The 17,325-nt window shown below is 35.1% G+C and carries 15 protein-coding genes and 1 pseudogene; 3 read left to right on the top strand and 13 right to left on the bottom strand.

Annotated features, from left to right (window positions below; genetic code table 11):
- Nucleotides 1-238: 238 nt before the first annotated feature.
- The 5 genes and pseudogenes from xerS to ACVBAX_RS13010 all read right to left on the bottom strand — a co-directional run bounded on the left by xerS (nucleotide 239) and on the right by ACVBAX_RS13010 (nucleotide 4,187).
- A complete protein-coding gene (gene xerS / locus ACVBAX_RS13030; RefSeq protein WP_160548506.1) occupies nucleotides 239-1,363 on the bottom strand; it encodes a tyrosine recombinase XerS in 1,125 nt (374 codons plus the stop codon).
- A 400-nt stretch (nucleotides 1,364-1,763) separates the two neighbouring features.
- Nucleotides 1,764-2,267, bottom strand: coding sequence for a hypothetical protein (locus ACVBAX_RS13025; RefSeq protein WP_447117415.1), 504 nt, complete (start codon nucleotides 2,265-2,267; stop codon nucleotides 1,764-1,766).
- A 41-nt stretch (nucleotides 2,268-2,308) separates the two neighbouring features.
- Entirely contained in the window at nucleotides 2,309-2,515 is a 207-nt protein-coding gene (locus ACVBAX_RS13020) for a hypothetical protein (RefSeq protein ID WP_447117414.1), read from the bottom strand.
- A gap of 556 nt (nucleotides 2,516-3,071) precedes the next feature.
- Nucleotides 3,072-3,773: pseudogene (locus ACVBAX_RS13015) on the bottom strand (tyrosine-type recombinase/integrase); the annotation flags it as partial.
- Between the two features lie 30 nt (nucleotides 3,774-3,803).
- A complete protein-coding gene (locus ACVBAX_RS13010) occupies nucleotides 3,804-4,187 on the bottom strand; it encodes a DUF302 domain-containing protein (RefSeq protein ID WP_447117413.1) in 384 nt (127 codons plus the stop codon).
- Between the two features lie 308 nt (nucleotides 4,188-4,495).
- Between ACVBAX_RS13010 and ACVBAX_RS13005 the strand changes: the two genes are divergently transcribed.
- Nucleotides 4,496-4,696: a small, acid-soluble spore protein, alpha/beta type gene (locus ACVBAX_RS13005; RefSeq protein WP_447117412.1), complete on the top strand. Its 201-nt coding sequence runs from the start codon at nucleotides 4,496-4,498 to the stop codon at nucleotides 4,694-4,696.
- Nucleotides 4,697-5,081: 385 nt separating this feature from the next.
- On the opposite strand, the gene ACVBAX_RS13000 is transcribed toward ACVBAX_RS13005, so the two are convergent.
- The 6 genes from ACVBAX_RS13000 to ACVBAX_RS12975 form a co-directional block, all read right to left on the bottom strand.
- Complete coding sequence (locus ACVBAX_RS13000; protein ID WP_447117411.1) at nucleotides 5,082-5,516, bottom strand: hypothetical protein; 435 nt, start codon at nucleotides 5,514-5,516, stop codon at nucleotides 5,082-5,084.
- A gap of 49 nt (nucleotides 5,517-5,565) precedes the next feature.
- Nucleotides 5,566-6,072, bottom strand: a complete 507-nt coding sequence (locus ACVBAX_RS12995) for a hypothetical protein (RefSeq protein ID WP_447117410.1) — start codon at nucleotides 6,070-6,072, stop codon at nucleotides 5,566-5,568.
- Nucleotides 6,073-6,087: 15 nt separating this feature from the next.
- Nucleotides 6,088-8,031, bottom strand: coding sequence for a transposase (locus ACVBAX_RS12990; protein WP_447117409.1), 1,944 nt, complete (start codon nucleotides 8,029-8,031; stop codon nucleotides 6,088-6,090).
- Nucleotides 8,024-8,275 carry a hypothetical protein gene (locus tag ACVBAX_RS12985; RefSeq protein ID WP_447117408.1) on the bottom strand — a complete coding sequence of 84 codons (252 nt, stop codon included), beginning with the start codon at nucleotides 8,273-8,275 and terminating at the stop codon, nucleotides 8,024-8,026. Before ACVBAX_RS12985 ends, ACVBAX_RS12990 begins: the two co-directional genes overlap by 8 nt.
- 243 nt (nucleotides 8,276-8,518) lie before the next feature.
- The gene (locus ACVBAX_RS12980; protein ID WP_447117407.1) at nucleotides 8,519-9,088 is read right to left on the bottom strand and encodes a class I SAM-dependent methyltransferase; all 570 of its coding nucleotides are present in this window, start codon (nucleotides 9,086-9,088) and stop codon (nucleotides 8,519-8,521) included.
- Nucleotides 9,089-9,639: 551 nt separating this feature from the next.
- Nucleotides 9,640-12,003: a heavy metal translocating P-type ATPase gene (locus tag ACVBAX_RS12975; protein WP_447117406.1), complete on the bottom strand. Its 2,364-nt coding sequence runs from the start codon at nucleotides 12,001-12,003 to the stop codon at nucleotides 9,640-9,642.
- A gap of 247 nt (nucleotides 12,004-12,250) precedes the next feature.
- Here ACVBAX_RS12975 and ACVBAX_RS12970 point away from each other — a divergent pair, with 247 nt between their 5' ends.
- A complete protein-coding gene (locus ACVBAX_RS12970) occupies nucleotides 12,251-12,511 on the top strand; it encodes a hypothetical protein (protein ID WP_447117405.1) in 261 nt (86 codons plus the stop codon).
- A gap of 1,042 nt (nucleotides 12,512-13,553) precedes the next feature.
- On the opposite strand, the gene ACVBAX_RS12965 is transcribed toward ACVBAX_RS12970, so the two are convergent.
- A complete protein-coding gene (locus ACVBAX_RS12965; protein ID WP_447117518.1) occupies nucleotides 13,554-13,871 on the bottom strand; it encodes a type II toxin-antitoxin system PemK/MazF family toxin in 318 nt (105 codons plus the stop codon).
- Between the two features lie 522 nt (nucleotides 13,872-14,393).
- Nucleotides 14,394-14,687 (bottom strand): hypothetical protein, encoded by a 294-nt coding sequence (locus ACVBAX_RS12960; RefSeq protein ID WP_447117404.1) that lies wholly within the window; start codon nucleotides 14,685-14,687, stop codon nucleotides 14,394-14,396.
- A 1,726-nt stretch (nucleotides 14,688-16,413) separates the two neighbouring features.
- On the opposite strand from ACVBAX_RS12960, the gene ACVBAX_RS12955 reads away from it, so the two are divergent.
- Nucleotides 16,414-17,325, top strand: a complete 912-nt coding sequence (locus tag ACVBAX_RS12955; protein ID WP_447117403.1) for a YIEGIA family protein — start codon at nucleotides 16,414-16,416, stop codon at nucleotides 17,323-17,325.

Raw genomic sequence — 17,325 nt, 5'->3', positions numbered from 1 at the left:
TTTAGTTTATACTTCGACAGAGTTCTCTTTGAATTCAACTATTTGATAATACTTACATTACGAATTATCGAAGAAAGATAGATTTTCGAAACCTGATTCCATTGTTTACTTTGATTTGCTTTGACAAGAGCATCTAAAGTTTATACTATATTTTTAACAGAACCCACCACGCCTCTTAACAATGCGGACCAAGGTGGGTCATTTTTTATCCATTTAGATTTATAATTGTATTTTGGAGTTATTTTCTAGTAGATTCAATGTGATCTATGACTTTTTTACTTTCCTCAATAGATAAGTTTGTATACTTGGTAGTTGTTTCAAATGAACTGTGGCCCAGTTGGTCTCTCAATAAAACTGCTCCACCACCTTTACGAACCCATTCGCTTGCAAAGGAGTGACGAAATTTATGCGGACTTAAAGCTTTTCCAATTTCAAATTCTTCATTTGAATTAAAGGCCCGGGTGTATTTCTCCACAAGACTCTGAATAGCTCGGACAGATATAGGTTGAGCAGCCCCTTTATATTTAGCCAAAAATACGTAAGGTTCATTGTTTTGAGGTTTATATCGCTCTTGTCTAACACGTAAGTATTCCTTTAAATCATTCATGGCAGAAGGGAGGACTAATACTGTATCCGCCTTGTTTCCTTTGCGGACAATATCAATCTGCTCTTTTTGAAAATCAATAGAGTGAAGGGTGAGGCTAGCAATTTCACTTACCCGAACACCGCTGCCTAACATCATACTAATAAGAGCAATGTCACGTTCCTTATCTCTTAGAAAGAGAGATTTCTTCTTTGATTCCAGATTCTTCTCATATCCGTTCTTCAAATAATTTAAAAATTCCGTAATCTCGTCGTCTCCTAATATTACTGAACTTATTTTCCTTGCACGGTTGCTAGCGGTTGCTTTTTCTTTACCTACAACTATTTTCTTAAATACGTTTCTATAAAAATAACATTCACCATTTTCATCTTCAGTTTCCGTTGTTAAATAGTTAAATAAAGATTTAAGAGCGCTTATATTCCGATGAACTGACTGCTCTGAACGCTTTTTAATTACATTTTCGCGTTCACTGATGTTTTCTTCTTCCAATAATTCCTTATAATATTCCACGTTCTCTTTGCTAAGTATCTCTAAAATAGAGAGTGGTGTGTCCTTAATGTGATTTACTTGAGTTAAACCTTCCGACTTCAGCCATTCAAAGAACTTTTGAAAGTCGTGAACATAGCCAAGGAGAGTAGAAACAGAAAATTTCGCTCGTTTTTTTGCACGGATGTACTCAATAACATATTCCGGCATATCAACCAATTTACTTTCTAAGCGTTTTTCGTGCATTAATTTTTCACGAGAAGGACCAGCCATTATACATCATCACCTTATTTGTCGGATTTTGTCGAAAGTATGCGTGAAATCCAATCTTTACGCATAGTTAACCATAATTTATTTATTGTCAACTAAATGAAAGTTATCCATTACTAAGAGGAAGTCTAATAACAAATTCAATAGTGAAAGAAAAAATTTCGAAAATAAAGTATTAGTTACTTATAAAAGTATTTCTTCCATACCCAGTTAATTGATCTCTATAACCTTGTAGTAAGCGTAGTTTTGCATTAGTGTAGCCCATGTTTTCCCTTAATTCCTTAGTTGTGATTAAAGGGTTTTCTAATAGAATCTTTTGAACCTTGCTTAACTCATTAATATCGTAATTTGTTTTATGAACCATAAAAGGGGAGAGATGCTCTCCAATATTAATAGGAGCTAACTACTCACTACCTGTCCACTCTAATAATCTAATCTGTTTTTGAAACTTTAATAGGTTATCTTGTTCAATCAAAAACCTATAAATAAGGTCACTTTTTATAGCAGCTATATCTGTATCCTCCATATAACTTTTCTCAAGTAAGAAAACTACAATTCCCATAAATGTGTCTATTATTTGAAGAGGGATGGACTTCTTCGAGTCTTGAGAGATGGCTTTAAGGATTCGATAATTCTTATTTCTGTAGGCAGAATGGGCATTCATTTGTTCGACTAGCTTTTCATTTAATTTAATTCGATCGTATTCATCGTTTTTATCGATTTTTATTTTTACCTGTACTAATTGATTTGCATGGTCTAAGTGGGATAAATCTCTGGTCAGGCCATAAGATAGCCTTTCTGGGATCTTTATGTAGAATAAATTACGCAATTCTTGTGTACTTAATCCTATTTTGGCGGCCGAGGCAAGAGCATCCTGGTTATTTACAATTAGAATGTTAATTCTCATATTCTCATTAATGGCTGTATGTAAGGCTTGGAAATACTTTTTTATATGACGGTCTTTAGTGTATTCAGTAAAGTGTATTCAGTAAAGTGTAGCTCGCTTTTAGATCCACTGCTTTTAAATATTTTGCGTATCTTTTCAACGATGACCGCTAATGAAGTGTCTAACTCACCATAAGCTCCATAATATGAATACTGCTTATTGAATTGATCAATTTTATTAGATTCGTCGAAATAAATTAAATAGTTCATAGGCGTCTCCAATATGACATTAGGTTGTTTTGGTTGACTAAAAGAATATTAATAGGTAATATATTTAAGTAAGTTGTATCTGTTTCCCCGCTACCGATTACTGTAGGGCTGCACTACAACCTTGTATTAGTTTTTCCCCGCTACCGTTTATTACAGAGCTGAACTAATCGACATACTTATAAATGTACTAAGAGACTAGAATTAATGATTTCTAGTCTCTTTTATTATATCAAACAGATGTTCTATATGTCTATTTCCAACTGTGCATTAAATTACGATTTAACGCGAAGTTAAGGAACGAATAAAATACCCCTCCCTAACTTGATGACGAGCGACACAAAAATACTTACAAAAGTGACACAATAATACTGAAACTCATGTTGTGTCTAGTATCTTAAGATTAATTCTGAGGAATTATTCTAATTATTTGCTCCAGGGATCCATTTTATTAAAAGGTTGCGACATGAATTAAGAAAATGACACAATAATACTGAAACTATGACACAATAATACTAAATATCTTGTGAATTCGATATAAAACAGATGGATATTTATTTTATTCTTTTGGCATATTGAATTTATTAATAGCTGTTTTTAAATCTTCATTTTTAATATGAGTGTATATCATAGTTGTCTCTATAGAGGAATGCCCTAATTGTCTTCTTAATTTAGGCACATCATTGATTTCAGCATGATACCTGGTAGCAAATGAATGTCTCAATTTGTGTACTGATAATGATGGCTTACCAAACGCTTTAGCATATTTTTCAACCATTTTCTCGATTGCTCTGGTTGATAGCCTTCTGGTTGTGCCTTTAGGACCCATAGGAGCTGCTACAAACAGAGCCTTGTTATCTTTAGGGACATTGTACTTACTTCCTCTAACGCTTAAATAGGATTCTAAATCCAGTTGAGCCTGCTCACTGAAATAAACGTATTGTTCCTTATTCCCCTTTCTAATGACTCTTACGGATGATTTAGAGAAGTTAATGTCCTCGATATTTAACCATACCAATTCCGTTAATCTTAAACCTGACCCTAAGAACAAGGAAACAATGGCTGGATTCCTCTCTTTATTTAACTCATGAAATCTTACTATATGTTTGTTCGAACTGTTCTGTACACCATACTCATAGGCAACAAAGCCTCTAAAACGCTCGTATTCGTCGCTCATCAGGATTTTTCCTTCCATTCGGTTTGCTACCGTCTCAGGGTTCTCAGACATATCATTAAATTCGATTTTAGCCATAACATTCCGCTAAAAATAAGACTCTAATTGTACTTCTACTTATTTGCTATTATCAATACAAGTAATAAGTCTATTCTCAATGTCTTTAGCTAAGAATTTTAATTTTTCATCATTTAATAAGCTGATTAATGAAGTCGGTCTAGGCATTCCTATATTTGTTTTTCCATCCTTTTCATAAACAACAATCTTACATGGAAGGAAATATCCAGCCATTTCATTTTCAAGTAGAATCCCCTGAGCCTCAATTGGATTACAAACTTCTAATACTTTGAATTCCTTTTCAAACTCTAATCCTTTTTCTTGAAGCTTATCTTTAATATCAAACATCCAAAGAACTCCAAATTTTTCGTCCTTTAAATTTATTTCAATACTTTTAATTGTTGCCTCTACACTTTTATTAGTCGAAACAGTATAATCAAACATCCTCTAACCATCCTTTTAATTAAGTTAATAAATTTGAAAAAATTCATTATGTAACAAGGATTAGAAACAGTATCCTATACAATATTCGTACTTATCTTTTGCCAATGTTCCCACGTTATTCAACAAAACTCCCTCAATAAACAAAGTGAAAACTCATGTACCAGTTCGGTTATGAGCAACTAGTAAGTATTCTCCATCTGTATAAGATCCGTATGAAGACACTCTTACTAAATTAAATTACATCAAACTACACTTAAGCAAGCTTGCAATATACCATTTAAAAAATAGCTTAAAGGAGTTGTTTGTTGATGGCACGTAACAATAATAACAATCAATTATTAGTAAATGGTGCACAAGAAGCTATTAATCAAATGAAACTTGAAATTGCTCAAGAGTTTGGCGTTAATCTAGGAACTGAAACTACTTCAAGAGCTAATGGTTCAGTTGGTGGGGAAACTACTAAACGTTTAGTTTCAATGGATCAGCAATCTATGAATGGATGTTTCTAATTATTTAAGAGGAGTAACCTTCTCCTCTTTTCACCTAATCTGTACTAAGTTTCTACACAGCTAACCATGTCAATTATTATTTTCAGTTAATTTTCCATTCATTTTAATTCTTTTATTCTAATTTAATATTTTATACAAGAATTTAGTTCTTAATAGCCTCACTATTCAATATAGATTATCATGAAATACCTTATCCTATTTATTATTTGAACATTCAATGGCTAAAAAAAGCCCCTTATAATAGTAACGGGTTCGGTTCAGAGGTACAAAACTCCAAATAACAAGCTAAATAGTATTCAAATTAGCAAGTATTTGGTGTATCAATTAGCAGTAAAAATAGAAGCAAAAAAAGCGTGTGCGATTTAAGCACACGCTTTTATTAGCCTTATTCAAATATTTCTTGTTTGTTTTCCACTATTCTGGCTACTTTCATTTTGACACGAGGAACTCCATCTTTTTGATAATAATCATTTAATATTTGCTCTACTTCATATTTGTCTGTACCAAGTATCTTAGGAGAAAATTGCTCAACATAAATGTCGCCATAACCTTTAACACAGTTCGCCATTGTATCCAGTGCAATTAAACTTAAAGGTCTTCCTTTGTTTAGCCAAGTTTTCATTCTCTCCCAGGTTGGGAAGCATACGGCTGCAAGCCTTCCCCAATTATCGTTAAAAATTGTGGAAGTTGACTCAATCCAATCAAGTATATTACTTGAACGGAAACGGTATAGGCAGGTAAAAGCCGCTATTGGCAATTCTTTTTCACTTACCAATTTCAATTTTTCAAATACATTACTTAATCCCTCTTCGGCTGGCAAACTACTGGCCGTTGCCCAAGAGATTGGATAGAGAAAATCTTCGTCATAATTACCCCAAAGTTCTCTTACCCATTCCGAAGCAGAAGTACCTAAAACATCCAGCTACGATTTCCAACATTCTTGATTTTAATTCGTAATTTTCGGTTCCATAATATCTAGATTTCACTGAACTCAAAGTCTTTTGGTTATCGTGTTTTTTAAGAGCATTTATTACATCATCCTCAAGAAACCATCTGGTTATCGAAAAGTCTAATAAAGACTCCAAATTATATCGAACATCTCGTAATGTTGGTGCTTTATCTTTTTTAGTTACAACTACATCTTCTTCTGGTTGGCAAGCCTCTCCGTCTTCTTCATAAAAATCATCGTGCAATAAAAATTTATTAGGAGAATGGACAACCGCTAGGTTGTACCATTCAATAGGTCGTAATGAATATTTTAATAGCCTTTCGTGACATTGATTGCATAATTTATAAGGCTGATTAGAGTCATCAGATGTTTCTACAACATTAATCTCGTTTCTTTTACAGGCTTCACACAAATCAGTTATCGCCATTGACACCACTCCCTTTTATTGCATATATATTATATCTTTTAAATCAAATACCCTCTTTGTAATTCCTAATCGTTGTGCTGGAGTTCCTATCCTATCTTTTGTTTTATACGCAAAACAAAAGTTGTAATAAGTTCGCAGGATGGTCAAAGCCATTTGAGCGTACTTTGGGTTGAAATTGGAATATATATAACTTTTTCCATCACCACGGGCAGTAGTCAATGGTCTTTCCAAAATGGACAATCTTCTGCGAATCTGTTGTATAAAAATGTTAGTCGCATTATCGTTCACTTCCAAGATAAGATTTGCAATATCTTTGGGTTCTAGTGATGAAAGATTGGTTGTGCAATCTACCCAGCGAAAGCCTCTGTCAATAGTCCCTAATGGATGCTCAATCGGATTATCCGCATATTCATAATGGCTGGCACCCCCCGTCCGAACCTCTTTGTGGAATTGGTGGGTACGGAACAGCTCCTCTAGTTTTAGAAACGCCAGTTTCCGTAACGACTTTGTATCATACCTTGAATTGATTCCCCAATTCACCAAGTCTACTCTTGCCTGAACAAACTCTTCACGGGCTTGTTTCCTTGGTTTTGTTTTATCGGTTTGGTAGAGAAAGTGGTGGGCATCAGACAAGCGAAATTCTTTGGCAAAGACACGATTAAGGGAAGTCATTAAAGAATTATCTTCATCGGTCACGAAACGCCATTCAGAAGCCCTCACAAGCTGTTTAATAAGCCAAAAATGGGCAATGGTCGTATAAGTAGCGTTAACGTGCAATCCATCCAAATACTTGGCTCTCCGTTCAATTTTTTCTAAATCCTTCTGATAATCCGAATTGGTTTGTGTGTCATTTTTGGATGGCGGCATCGGATAATGAGAGTATTTCGGAATTCGAGCGTGTTTCTTGGCGAACTCATTTAGATGGTCTTCTTTCATAAGAACCGTATCTAGGGCAATATCCCCCAATGTAATATCCCAATTATATGCTACATCACTACGGAACACATATCGTGAAAATACATCGGCAGTAACCACCACACTGGTAGGGAACTGACTTTCCTCCACATCGTCATACTGGCTGCCGCCCATCCCTTTCTTCCGAACATTGTTAAGAAAATAGGTCATCTTATCGGTGTTCAACCACATTTCTTTAAACTGCATCGTCTGAAGAGGTTTTGTTTCGTGCCGTTCCAAAAACTCCAAACATCTTCGATAGACAAATTCTAGTTTGTCATAGTAGGTTCCTCTTCCGATTTCTAAAATTTCACAAGTTCTGGTTATCGGAACTCGGCTCAACAATAACTTTGTAAACAAGGGGAGAATTTCACTTCTCTTTTGATTATAAGTGATAGCCTGTTTACGGTTAGGCAAAACATTCGTAAACTTTTTGCAAACCTTACATTGCCATCGTTGTGATTTGCCCGAACTTTTTCCTCGTTTATAAAAAGCATTTGGCTCAGTAAAAGGAGTCGAGCCTGCTGCACTACATCCCTCTTTATGAAACTCATAATCAGGTTCCACATCTTGCACACTATTAATTCGAACCAGTCGCTCAATTTCTTGAGCAATCGACCAATTTGATAATGTAACAGTATGACAATTCAATGTTGCCCCTGCGGTCGGGTGTATTGGGTCTGGATTACAGTTTATAGTTTTATCTGTTCCAGAACCTGATAACTTGTATCGGCTAGACTTTCCTTTCGCTGGAAACTTTTCTTGAGGAAATCCGTGCCATTTGCAATAAGGATTGGAACAATGATTATATTGGATGCTATAAGTCTTACCGTTCCAAGTGAAGTCAATCGGCATAAACAACAAATCCTTGTATTTCGTTCCGAACTGTTTTGGAGTTAACACATCATAGTCTTTAACTCTTTTCGATATTTCTTCCGAAGAAACAGGGGAAGGGATAAATACTGGGTTATCATCTTTGGTCGTCAATCGCTTTAATTTAGCCAATTTTATCAGTCTCCACTAAATCTTCGATTTCTAATTGCTTAACAATCCTCCTGTTATTTCGCTTATTTTCAATCCATTTTAGAAACTCTTTATCATCCAAAATGTTGAGTAGGAACATATCTACGACTTCACTTTCACTATACTCCGTATATTCTGCATAGGTCTTCACGATAGCCCTGACCCGTTCGGAAATAAGCCAATCTACATTTTCTACCTTGTTGTTCTTTGGCTTAATAAACTTCAATTGTTATCGTCCTCCGTATACTAAAATTGGTTATACAATTAGTATGTCCAATTAGCACACATTTTAACACAGTTTTTGAAAGCTGTCTGCTGAACAGCAGTCTCTTGCTAATTACGTTGCGAATTCTAATGTTAATTTGCCAATTAAAGGGGTAACAATCCCTACATATCAATAAATTCAAGAGGTCCAATTCATATGCGAATTGAACCCCTTTTTATACTGTTATTTACTTTTTTGTACTCATCAACCGAACCCGTTATTATAATAGGCATCTACTTTATCAATAGATAGATGTGCCTGTTCAAATAATTCAAGAGTATTGCGGTTTAAATGACAACCATCACAAATGTTCTTCCAAACCGGAGTTAAAATATCCTGTGTTTTCCCTAAAAATACTTGATTCATTCTAACATGTTCGAAAAATAACAAATTAGCATTCGGTTCACTCACACGTCTGATCTCTCTTAAAGCGTTCAAAGGGTCCGAAATAGTGCAAAAAACAAGCGTTCCAACGACAGAATCAAAAGCATCATCTGGAAAAGGCAGTTTCTCTGCTTTTAACAGGTAGGTTTTAATCGGAACCTTAGCTTGTTTTTTTCGGCTTAATGATTTTTTTACCATCAAAGAGTTTGGCTCGACTGCATCCACATGATTAGCATTTTTGTAAAATGGAAAATTTACTCCTGTCCCAGAACCAATTTCTAGTACTCTTCCCTTTGCTTTACTAATTAGTTCTTCTCTAACTTTTTTAAACGTGGTTTGTTCCAGTGGCTTCATTGCCACATCGTAAATTGATGGAAACCATTTCCCCACTCATCTGTCACCTCTTATCAAACAAATTATTCTAAACATCCAAATAATATAACCAGCTTGTTTCATTTTGATTGCTTCAATTTTCAAGTCGAATGAATAGTTTTGGTACTGTGTCCTTTAATTGACATAAAAAATCACCCTTTAAAGTAGTGTTGCCCTGAAGGGGGTTTTTCAACATCTACTTTAAGTGGTGCAGTTCATAAACAGCATGGGCTTTTTTCTAACTGCGTACACAAGATGGATAATATCATGTTCCAAAGGGACTTTTATTTATAGAACTTAGAACTAGCAATAATAATAATGTCGCAAATAGAATAACTATGCTCAAGGTCAAGGGTATTAGTCCGGGGCACACTTATTGAACTTGATACCTATTAGTTTAACTAGACTCAATATATTTCATTAATTTCACTTTCAATAATTAAAGGGATTGTGGCTAAAATAATATGATATCTGTTCAATATTGCCCCGTAGACCGTAATTATCCAAATTTTTATCCATAATTTTATACATTTCCTGGAGGTACCTTGAATAAGCTAGCTGTTTAGTAATTATGATAAATGGTCGACTTTTAATGCACGCATCGCATTAAGAACTGCAAGCAATGTTACACCCACATCAGATATAATGGCTTCCCACATCGTAGCAAGTCCAAATGCTCCTAATAATAGAACGATTCCTTTGGTACCAAGAGCGAAAATAATATTTTGCCAAACAATTCTGCGGGTGCGTTTAGCGATTTTTATAGCAGTAACAATTTTTGACGGTTCATCCGTCATGATTACAACATCTGCAGCTTCAATCGCTGCATCTGATCCTAATCCGCCCATTGCAATTCCGATATCTGCTCTTGCTAATACTGGTGTATCATTAATACCATCGCCTACAAAAATCAATTTTTCATCTTTTTGTTTTTGACCGTCAAGCAATTCTACTTGCTCGACTTTTTCCTGTGGTAGCAATTCGGCTCGGACTTCATCTAAACCAAGCTTTTGCCCGACAGCAATTCCGACCTTTTTCGCATCCCCTGTCAACATGACTGTCTTTTTAATTCCCAATGCTTTTAAGCCCTCAATCGCTTTTTTGGAATCTTCTTTCACTTCATCAGAAATAACAATGTAACCGGCATATTCTCCATCCACAGCAAGATGCACCATTGTTCCGATTACATCTGCTTCTATAAATAAAATCTCTTCTTTGTGCATTAACTTTTTATTCCCAGCTAATATCGTTTTCCCATTCACTTCAATTTTTATTCCGTGTCCAGCAATTTCATCATAATTTTCAATTGCACCTTTATTTACCTCTTTACCATAGGCAACTAAAATGGATTGGGCAATAGGATGGTTTGAATAGCTTTCAGCAAGCGCGGCATATTCCAATAAGCTTTCTTCTGTCAAATCACCTTTTGGTACAATGCCTGTCACTTTAAATACACCTTTTGTCAAGGTTCCAGTTTTATCAAATACAACATATTTCACATTATTTAATGCTTCTAAATAATTGCTTCCTTTTACGAGAATACCACTTTTAGAGGCTCCACCGATCCCACCAAAGAAACCAAGTGGGATGGAGACGACAAGAGCACACGGACAAGATATAACTAAGAATACAAGCGCCCGATAAAGCCAATCAGAAAAGTTTGCTCCCTCAATTACAAGTGGCGGAATAACAGCAAGTAGTGTAGCAATGATAACAACAGCCGGGGTATAGTATCGTGCAAATCGTGTGATGAACTTCTCTGTTGCCGCTTTACGACTGCTTGCATTTTGTACTAAATCGAGAATTTTGGCTACCGTTGACTCTCCGTATATTTTGGTGACCTGAATAGTCAAGATCCCGTTTGTATTCATAAATCCACTTAACACTTCGTTCCCAGTTTCCACTTCTCTTGGAACGGATTCACCTGTTAAGGCGGATGTATCAACCATGGAATGTCCTTCAAGGATTATTCCATCAAGCGGGATTTTCTCACCAGGTTTTACCAAAATAATATCGCCGACATTAACCGCTTCAGGAGCTACCCGCTTTGTCTCAGTTCCAATTTTTAAGGTAGCGAATTCGGGGCGGATATCCATTAAGTCACTTATAGATTTACGGGAACGGTTAACTGCAATGCTCTGGAATAATTCCCCGACCTGGAAAAATAACATAACCGCAATTCCTTCTGGATATTCCCCGATTGCAAATGCCCCAATTGTTGCAACAGACATTAACAAATTTTCATCAAACACCTGCCCACGGATGATGTTTCTTCCTGCTTTTAAAAGGATATCGCCGCCAGCAAGCAAATAACTAATAATAAATAAAGGCAGCTCGACAGATGTACCCAAATCCCCAATTAAAGCAATCGCCCCTAAAATGAATCCAGCTGCTATTCGGAAAACCATTCTTTTAATACCTGAATCTTCTCCACCATCATTAGTTGAAGAGTTTTGTTCAATGACAACCTCTATATCCGGTTCAATTTTTGGGATGCTGACCGATGCATCACTTACAATTCTGCTCATAGTATTTGAGTCCTGTGCCTCAATAATTAGCTTCCTTGAAACAAAATCCACGGTTGCAGTTGTTACACCTTCCATGCCTTTTACGTGTTTTTCAACCTTTGAAGCACAGTTAGCACAATCTAGTCCCTTTAAAAACAAAACCTGCCTTGTTGCAGCGGAACCTATTGTTTTATCTTTTATACGAATTCCAGGCTCCAGTTTATTTATAAGATGCTTTGCTTCTGTCACAACAGCATCACTGTTTACTTCGGCTGTTTCCATGGTCAGTGTTTTCGTCACAAAATTGACTGAACATTCGTCAACACCGTTAATTGTTTTGACGTTTTTTTCAATTTTAGCAGCACATCCAGCACAATCAAGGCCTTCAAGCACAAACTCTCTTTTAATTTCTGATCTAGCTTCCATATAATCACCCGCTTTATTTTTATTTTTTTACAATAAAATGAACTGGTTCATTTTATGTTCTTTTGCAATCGTTTAGAAACCACCTGTTTATATATATGAGCATTTATTCATATATTTGTTTTTATTATATGTTGAGGCCTCTTTAAATGTCAATGAATTATGTATCAACAGAATTTAAATGAAATTATTATTGAATGCGCAAAGTTATTTTTGGCGTATCTTGCGCATAGTTGCTTTAGGTATTCGAATGGTATCAACGATTCCCCATCAAGTTACCTCCATTAAGGTTACGTTTACCGCCTCGATGGCCACATCCGTTCCGGTACCATTGATAAACCAATATGCGCAGCCAGAAGGTCCGGCCATCATTAATACCGTCTACAGCCATTGTAGCAATCTAACCCTCTCCTTTTATTTTTCAACTTCTGCAGGTTTATCTTCGTTAAGTACCTCAGCTAATACTCGATCTACCCTCATTTGTTTAGTAATTGCCTCATCTGTACGTTAGTTTTATTCGGTGTCATAATGACTTCAAGACAGAATTATTGTTTATTTCTTCCCTTTGCCTTATGAACAGCACTTATTTCTTTGCATTTGTACCTCTCTAGATGAAATGAATGGTTCGAATTTCTAAAATTAACGCTAACAAATACAACAGTTAATCCATCTTCAATGTGCCTCTTGTCTTCAGTTATTTGATATAAGTTTTCTTTTGTTTAGTTAGTTCACCAGAGAGGATTCTCATTATTAAAAGAGAAAATTAGGGAGAATTTCCTAACTCTTAGCTATAACGAATCTATTGGAAATGTCTTAGCATTTGGTAAAACACATCTTTAATAAAGAGAAGCTTTAGCCTAAAGTTAATGATAATGTAATATTTTGTTCACATAATGTTAATATTTTTACTACATAATGATTATGTAGCTAGGACACTAGCAAGCCTTTTTCATTCCCCCTTAAAGATCCGGTTCAATCCGGATCTTTTTCGTTGTGTGCCCAACATGGGTCCAATCTATAGGGTGTAAGTCCCGAATTTGTATAACTAGAGGTAACAGTTAGCTTTACACAAGGGTGTCCACGGTGACGTGGGATCTGAAGGAAGTGAGCGGTAAACCTCCGATCTGAGGAACATGAACTTCATATAACTAGATATCTTTGGATAAGCTGCAATACAAGAGAAACCGTAGATGAAGAGAAAGATGGAGAGAAAGATTGTACACTTGGTACCCTATCTAGTGATAGATAGCCTAATCGCACTCCTAAAGTCCCCCACGGATTTATCATTTCCTCCTTTAGGTAACCCCTTTCCAGATTGACTGCCTCAACGTAAGAAGAATACACTGAGTTCTCGTTATTCCTAATTGTTCACCCCTTACCTTAAGTACCTTCCTCGATCGGACAAACTTTAATTAATTAAACACTTCTCCATGTTTTTCGTAAAAATCCGTTTCTCAAATTTATCCATAAAAAAATCGTAAATGATAGATTGGTGTCTAATATTTACGGAGAAATTCAAGTTTAGGTTGTTCCCTTTTATGTATTAAAGTGTTTTATCTAGTTGGCCTACGTCGGACACTTCTTTGATAGCTTATATATGTTCTTAGTACATTATTAAAATCACTTGGATTCAATGTACCTCTATAAATACTAGTACCAGTTATACGAATAAGAATCTCTGAATCTATCTCAGCATAAGATACCTTGCTCAATTCTGCACTTGTATAATCAACTATAGGTACTCGAAAAGGAAACCTTGGTGTCGGTGCTGAACCTGTGATCTTAATAGCAACTACCGTCGCTGTTCCTTTTGGATTAACAGACAAAACAAGAGCCGGTCGAAATTTACCTGACGGTTGTCCTGGTAAAATCGGCGGCTTAAAAGGAACCCTATATCGTAAATCTCTCCTTCCTTTACCATGATACTAATCCTCCAACCATTTGAGATGTTGCGGATTAGAGTAATCCATGTTTACGGCAATACCGTCTTTAATTTCTATGACAGGGTTGTTCTCCACTATTTGTTGAAAGTTAATTTGACTTGCTAATCTTTCGTTTATTACTGATAGTTTAGTGCGACCAGTTCCTCTGAATCTTCGTTTGGTTGATTTAACCTTAGTTATAGACGTAGAGCTACTACGTTTTAAATGCATGTTACGCCTTCCCCTCCGTTGCATCTGAACACCACCTTTACAGTCAGATGATGTAGTATATGCAATGATCCTTATTATTATAATAACCCAATTTAAGGAAGATAGTCAATTAAACCTCAAGTTAAGAAATAATAGGTTACCGAAATTTAGGAGCCCTTCTTTGCTTGACTTTTTTTCGTATTATACGAATAGTTGTAGCTAAACTTAGTTCCCTTATACATTTTTATTCTCATGGTCATTTTATTTTATTGCTTCTTTACCAATGCTTAGTCGTGCTAAGCTTCTTGGAGACCATCCGGAGTAAACTAGTTCACTTGCAAGTAACTCAGAATAATGTTCTACTTCACTAAAGTTACTTGTATTCATTGCATCTTCAAGCCCTTTAATAAGATTGTCTTTATAAGTTCCTGATATAAATTTTAGATCATTGTTTAATCTATAAGTCTTCTTTAACACTTCTGTTAATGCATATAAGTTCCCTCTTTTACAAAAAAAGTCTTTTGAACACGAACTGAGGTTAAAGGCTTTAGACAATGATGAAATCCCTCACTTTGGTAAAGCAGGTATAAGTTTAAGCGTTGATCTAGACTGAACGAAAAAAAAATGATTACATCATAAAAAAACACATTTACCCTATGTATATAAGGGCTTTAAGTGTCTCTATGTAATCAGTTGTTTCATCAGTTAGCTTATAATAGCAGTGGAATATACCGGTTTTTTTAGTGATGGATTTAATAAATTTTGACATCCTTCCCCGAAGGTAATCCGCTTGTTTAGAAAACACAAACTCCTTAATTGCATCTTTATTGTTAAACTCTTTAGGATACCCGCTTATTAGTTTTTAAACAATTTGCTCAAATTTAAAGTGAGTAAAAGCAACCTCTATAGAGAAAGATTTTCTCCACGTTATCTGAACTACTTATTTTATTAATCAGGTATCCTTTTTATATATAATGTAAGGAACCTACTTCTCCCTGTCACTTTGTTATTTGTATTCTTTAGACCTTTTCAGGATAAACACCTTCATCAACACGATCGTTTTTTAAATTTCTCCTTACGCTTATTTTATACTTTCATGCTACTTCATAATCACTTATTTCCCTCATAGTTATAACTGTTTGAGTGAAGGGTTATTCCCACGTACTTCTGCGACTAAATATTCATTTAGATAAATATTCACGGATGGTTCGTTAGCGTGTGAACTTTCAATATTATGGTCCCCTGTTAGTGAGCCTAATATTAAATAATACGTTTCAATAAGGAGATTATGAATGCTATGGACATTCCATATTTAAGCTTAAGAATTCTAATTATTAAACCCATAAAGAGCAATACTATGTATTGGTGGTGATAAAATAGCTAATCAAAACACATCTCCTTTGGTAATGACTAATATGGGTGAACCATCAGAAATTAGTCCAATTAAGGATATAACTTTCTCAAGGATAAATCCCCCAATGCTTGAGGTAACTCAACCTTTAAAATCAAGGGAGCCAATTGAAATCAGAGAACCTTCATCGATTCCTAGAATTTAAATAAAAGAAGACAGGTAAAAGTCAAAAAGTATTTTACCTGTCTTCTTAAAGATCATTATTTTGATGTCATTTGAATTTATATATGTTATCTTGACATCAACTTTATAATTTAAAGAAGAAGTTAATAAACCATAACTTCAACTGGAGATCATCAAAATACTGCTGAGGATGTAGCAAATGCTGTTACGTTACATTTTAAAAACTTTCTACCAAAGGTAAGGTGGAAAGGGAACGTATAGTGCTATTGAAACAGCAGAATCAATTAGAAAACTCCCGGTCAGCGGTTTCCATTACTAAAAAAATAAACAAAAATCATTAAATAAAATATTGGTCTCCCACCTGGTTTAAAAGTCATTACCAATCACTCCATTACTTCCCCTTAGGATTTGCATTTATTTAGAAGAAAGGTCAAATAGTTTGTTATTAAAATTTATTTTATTACTTATGAGGGGAGCAGATTGATGAATTGTTCGAATCAGTTGACAGAACAATGATGGCTGTTTTAAGAAAGCGGCTAAATAAAATGGGTATGAAGGTATATATAACATAACAGATGAAACAGAAGAGGAGAATGTTTTGTAGAAATTAATGACGATATTTCTATTACCTTTAGATATAGGAATAGTAGTATATAAAAACTAAATAGTTACATCCTAAATATTATATACGTTTTATATTGAAGAGGAAGATAAACTACAAATAAATATAATTTTAGGAGTGAAATAATGAAAGACAGTGTTATCTCAACAGAGCATATTGCCATTATTGTAACAGCACTGATTGTTGGGACTCTTGCGCGTGCAATAACCATTAAAGAGGATTATCGGCAATACCCCAGTTATCCTAACGGATATTTGATTCATTTACTTACTGGATTTGTTGCAGCTTCTTTAGGAGCAGTAGCTATTCCAGCACTAATGACTAAAAATTTCGTTGCAGTAACATTCCTAACGCTTGCTATTCAGCAGTTTCGTGACGTTCGGAAAACGGAGCGAGAAAGTTTAAAAGACTTAGAAAACACTGAATATGCTTTCCGAGGCGATGCTTACATTGATGGAATTGCAAAAACATTTGAAGCACGAAATTACTTTGCGTTAATTGTTTCTTTTGCAACCGCCTTAACCATCCAATTGATAGATATTAATTCAATTTGGCTAAGAATCTTGTGTGGAATTATTATTGGGTTTACAGTTCTTTTTGTATTAAAGCGATTTTCAAAGGGAAAGACCGTTGGAGATATTGCTAATGTAAAAGAAGGAAAGGTTGAAATCAAAGGGTCTGAACTATTTGTTGACGGGATCTATGTATCAAATCAATTGGGAACCGAAAATGCTCGGAATTTATTCAAAAATGAAGGCATTGCAGTAGTCATTTATCCTCGTGAAGATCACTTTCGCATTACCTTAGATAACTATGGTCAAAGACAGGCTATACTCTTTGAAGCTACAAGGTCCCTAGGGGTGAAGAGATATCATTTTACAAGAAAAGATTATGAAGAAGGTCGGATAGTGATTGCATTAGTTCCAATCGTCAATGATATTAATAAACTTATTGAAACGGCTAAAAACACTCCATTGCTTGAAAGTGCGAAGAAAAGCCATGCTGTAATGCAAACAAATCTAACGGGGAGAGAGTAA

The organism is Robertmurraya sp. GLU-23 (assembly GCF_052983275.1).
The sequence above is the reverse complement of the archived record's forward strand: the minus strand, read 5'-3'. Positions and strand labels throughout refer to the sequence as shown.

Coding starts and splice junctions, on each gene's coding strand:
- xerS (WP_160548506.1), bottom strand. CDS start 1,363: ATGGCTGGTCCTTCTCGTGAAAAATTAATGCACGAAAAACGCTTAGAA.
- ACVBAX_RS13025 (WP_447117415.1), bottom strand. CDS start 2,267: ATGAGAATTAACATTCTAATTGTAAATAACCAGGATGCTCTTGCCTCG.
- ACVBAX_RS13020 (WP_447117414.1), bottom strand. CDS start 2,515: ATGAACTATTTAATTTATTTCGACGAATCTAATAAAATTGATCAATTC.
- ACVBAX_RS13010 (WP_447117413.1), bottom strand. CDS start 4,187: ATGTTTGATTATACTGTTTCGACTAATAAAAGTGTAGAGGCAACAATT.
- ACVBAX_RS13005 (WP_447117412.1), top strand. CDS start 4,496: ATGGCACGTAACAATAATAACAATCAATTATTAGTAAATGGTGCACAA.
- ACVBAX_RS12995 (WP_447117410.1), bottom strand. CDS start 6,072: ATGGCGATAACTGATTTGTGTGAAGCCTGTAAAAGAAACGAGATTAAT.
- ACVBAX_RS12975 (WP_447117406.1), bottom strand. CDS start 12,003: ATGGAAGCTAGATCAGAAATTAAAAGAGAGTTTGTGCTTGAAGGCCTT.
- ACVBAX_RS12970 (WP_447117405.1), top strand. CDS start 12,251: ATGGTATCAACGATTCCCCATCAAGTTACCTCCATTAAGGTTACGTTT.
- ACVBAX_RS12955 (WP_447117403.1), top strand. CDS start 16,414: ATGAAAGACAGTGTTATCTCAACAGAGCATATTGCCATTATTGTAACA.